Raw genomic sequence first — 2,488 nt, forward strand, 5'->3', positions numbered from 1 at the left:
CCCCTGACGTCCAGGAACCCCAGCTCGTGGCGCCGCCATGCCGGTTGTCCTGGTACATCACGACGTTGACGGTGTGACGGCGCGCGCCGTTCTGCGGCCGGTAGTGCGGGAAGTCCGGGTGGAGGTGCAGGTCCCTCATGAGTCGTTCGGCGGCGGAGCGCGTGTCGAGGGCCTCGTACAGCCGCCGCAGGTGGTCGTCGTCGAAGGCGAGGTTGCGGCCCACGGCGTGGAACAGGACGGTCGGCAGGCCGTAGCGGGCCGAGTACAGCACCTCGTGAAAGCGGGCCTCCTGGGCGGTGCCGCAGACGCGCAGCACCCAGAGCTTGTCGCCGTGCTCCTGATTGAGCCGCACCCGGAAGCCGTGCTCGGACTTGCCGTCGTCACCCGAGCGCATGCTCTTCGTGATGCCGACGCGGTACCCGCGATCCTCGCGGTACATCAGGTACACGTACCACTTGCCCTCGGTCGGTTCGATCCGCGAGAGCAGCACGTGATGGGGCGTCCCTTCCAGCGTTTTGCCGCCGGCGTTGATCCGCCACATCGAGCCCCGGTAGTGGCCGCGCTTCACGTGACGCACGACGGACGGCACGAGGGTCTTCCCGCCCCCGGTGCCGAAGGTGCAGTCGCCCTCCCGGACGTCCTCGATGCGTACGCAGCCACGTGTCGTGCGCACCAGCGTGTCGGGAGGCAGGCACTGGTCCGGGTCGCCCACGACCAGCAAGTTGCGGTCACGACTTGCAAGTAGACGTGTCAGTTCGTACTGCGCGCGGTTGGTGTCCTGGTACTCGTCCACGTGGATGAAGCGCGCGCGGTTCTGGATCTTGTTGAGCACGGCGGGCATCTCGCGGAAGAGCCGCACGGTCTCCACGATGAGGTCGTTGAAGTCGATGGCGTTCGTTCCGCGCAGGCGGGCCTGGTAGCGGCGGTAGCCTTCCACGGCGGTGGCGCGCGGGAGGCCCGCCATCATGTCCTCGCCGCTTCTCGCGAGGTCCTCGGGCGTCCAGAGGTTGCCCTTGGCGCGGTCGATGACGGCGCGCAACTGGCGGGGATTCGCGTCGGGGCCGACGCCGGGCAGGTTGCCCATGACCTCCTTGAGCAGGTCGAGCTGGTCGTCGTCGTCGTAGATGACGAAGCCGCGCCGCAGGCCGATGTACTCGCCGTAGGCGCGCAGGATACGCACGCCCGCCGAGTGGAAGGTGCTCATCCAGAGTTCGCCCGCGCCCTCGATGAGGTGCCCGGCGCGCTCGCGCATCTCGGCGGCGGCCTTGTTGGTGAAGGTGACGGCGAGGACCTCGCCGGGCTGCACGTCGTGCTCGCGGATGAGGTGCGCGATGCGGTAGATCAGGGTGCGCGTCTTGCCGCTCCCGGCGCCCGCCACCACGAGCGCGGGGCCGGTGAAGTGCGCGGCGGCCTCCGCCTGGGCGGGGTTGAGCTGCGAGAGGAGGTCGGTACTCACCGGAGGATTCTAGCGCTTCACCGCACCGTCAAGGCCCCGAGGCACATCTCGTCGGACGTGCCCTCGCCCCACACGACGTAGCGCTGCGGCTGCACGCGGGTGTTGTCCCAGGTGCAGGTGATCCGCACCGTGTCTCCCTGCTTCAGGGCGACGGGCTGCTCGTAGAAGTACGCGCCCTGCCAGTGGAAGTCCCAGGCGGGAATGTCGAGCAGGGTGCGCGCGCCGGGCGTGCCGGGGTTGAGTTCGAGCCGCGCGCTCACGCCGCGCGTGTGCATGTGCAGGATCGCGCCGAGCGCCCGCATGTCGCGCCGCACCGGGCGGTCGCAGGTGCTCGTGACGCGGCGCCCGTCCTGCTTCGCGAAGTCCTCCGCCGACTTCCCGCAGTACGCGAGGAGGCCCTGCACGCGCGTCAGGGCGTTCTGGCCCTCCTCTCGGACCGCCTGCCGCAGCGACTCGCGCCGCTCGCAGTCCTTCCCACCCGCCGGGCCCGCGCAGGGGATCTCGACGGGCGCGATGGACACCAGCAGGCTCAGCGGGTCCACCTTCGCGGTGAGGGGCGCGAGTTCGAGCCGCGCGGTCGTCACGTCCGGCTCGTGGCCACCCGCGAGGTTGTAGTGCACCTGCATCACGACGAGGCCGCCCGCCGGGACCTTCACGCCCGTCCCGGCGGGGTACGCGGTGGGCACCGTGCCGGGCGTCCACGAGCCGATCACGCCGGGCAGGCCCGTGCTGCCGCCCACGCCGGGCCCGCCGAAGCAGGTCCAGCCGGGCCGTCCGTCCGCGCCGTCCCTGCGCTTCACCTCGTCGCGACCCTCGGGGCCCACCCCGAAGAGGATCACGTGGTGAACCTGCGCGCCTCGACCGGGCTGGATGTCGTAGCCCGTCACGAAGCGGTCCTCCTTCAGGGCCGGGTCGAGGACGAGGCAGCGGTAGTCGTCCGTGAGCTTCGTGTCGGGCGCGTACGCCCTCGCGGGTTTCAGGGTGAGGTCCGCGCGGACGCTCGGGACCTTCGCGGCGGGCACGTTCGCGGCG

2 protein-coding genes are annotated in these 2,488 nt (G+C 70.8%); both read right to left on the reverse strand.

The genetic code is table 11. From position 1 onward, the window contains the following. On the reverse strand, positions 1-1,456 hold a 1,456-nt coding region (locus tag DEIPI_RS41155), incomplete at its 3' end, for a UvrD-helicase domain-containing protein (protein WP_045233508.1). A gap of 17 nt (positions 1,457-1,473) precedes the next feature. Next, a partial coding sequence (locus DEIPI_RS27975; RefSeq protein WP_045233509.1) for a monooxygenase occupies positions 1,474-2,488 on the reverse strand: 1,015 nt, incomplete at its 5' end.

Source organism: Deinococcus pimensis DSM 21231 (assembly GCF_000519345.1).
Classification (GTDB): domain Bacteria; phylum Deinococcota; class Deinococci; order Deinococcales; family Deinococcaceae; genus Deinococcus_A; species Deinococcus_A pimensis.